This is a genomic window from Roseateles sp. P5_B10 (assembly GCF_056400485.1).
Genome location: NZ_JBFULE010001294.1, coordinates 1 through 983, shown reverse-complemented (window position 1 = coordinate 983; position 983 = coordinate 1). Strand labels below are relative to the sequence as shown.

The 983-nt window shown below is 66.6% G+C and carries 1 protein-coding gene; it reads right to left on the bottom strand.

The window, feature by feature from the left end; genetic code table 11:
• On the bottom strand, nt 1-983 hold a 983-nt coding region (locus AC1DU6_RS32840), incomplete at both ends, for an HD-GYP domain-containing protein (protein WP_477862467.1).

Below are 983 nucleotides of genomic sequence, written 5' to 3'. Positions count from 1 at the left end.
TCCTTGACCACCTTGACGTCATGGACCATGACGCGAGGCTTCAGCGGACGCGCCGAATTGACCGAAACGACCAGCGCATAGCGGTCATCGGTGAGCTGCACGGTGGAACCCGGCGGGTAGACACCCATCATGCGGATGAAGGCGTTCAGCATGGTCGCGTCGAAGCGATTGCGGCCCTGCGCAAACATCAGCGACAGCGCCTCGTGGGGCGTCATCGCCTTGGACGTGATCAGCGGATTGCACAAGCCATCAAAGCGGTTGACCAGCGCAACGATGCGCGCGCCGGTGCTCATGCGGTCCATGTTGATCTTTTGCGGGAAGCCGCTGCCGTCGGCATGCTCATGATGCTGGGCAACGATGAGCAGCGGGCCGGGTGCCAGGCCCATGGTCTGGGCGATGGCCACGCCCTTGACGACGTGCTGCTGGTAGGCCTGGGTCTCGGCCGCCGTGAAGCTTTCGTCGCGGTGGCGCAGGCGCGCAGCGACCTCGAGCTTGCCGACGTCGTGCAGCAGCGAGCCGACGCCCAGGTCCATCATCTCGTCGCGACCGAGGCCGAAAGCGCGGCCGAGCAGCAGGGCAATGATGCAGACGTTCAGCGCGTGGGCCGTGCTGCGGTCGCCGGCAGCTTCATTGAGCAGCCGCATATTGAGATCACCCTCGACCAGCATCTTGTCGAGCAGTGCGGCGGTCAGGCTCTCGGCCTGGGTACGGGCGGCATGGGGATCGGGCTGGACCAGGTCCATGACACCGCGAAAGCCTTTGGCCGCCTCGCCGTACTGCTCCTCGCACAGACGCAGGGCCTCGCGTTGGGCGGCCAGAGCGCGGCGGTGGGCTTCGCGAGCCAGATCTTCAGGGCTGGGTTGCGAGGGGGCGGAACTGTCGCTCGCAGCACTGACGTCGCCGGCATCCGCAGCCACGGCGTCCTCGGACGACTGCAGGTCCAGGTCGCTCTTGGCGGGGCTCCAGCGCACCTGGGTCAAGCC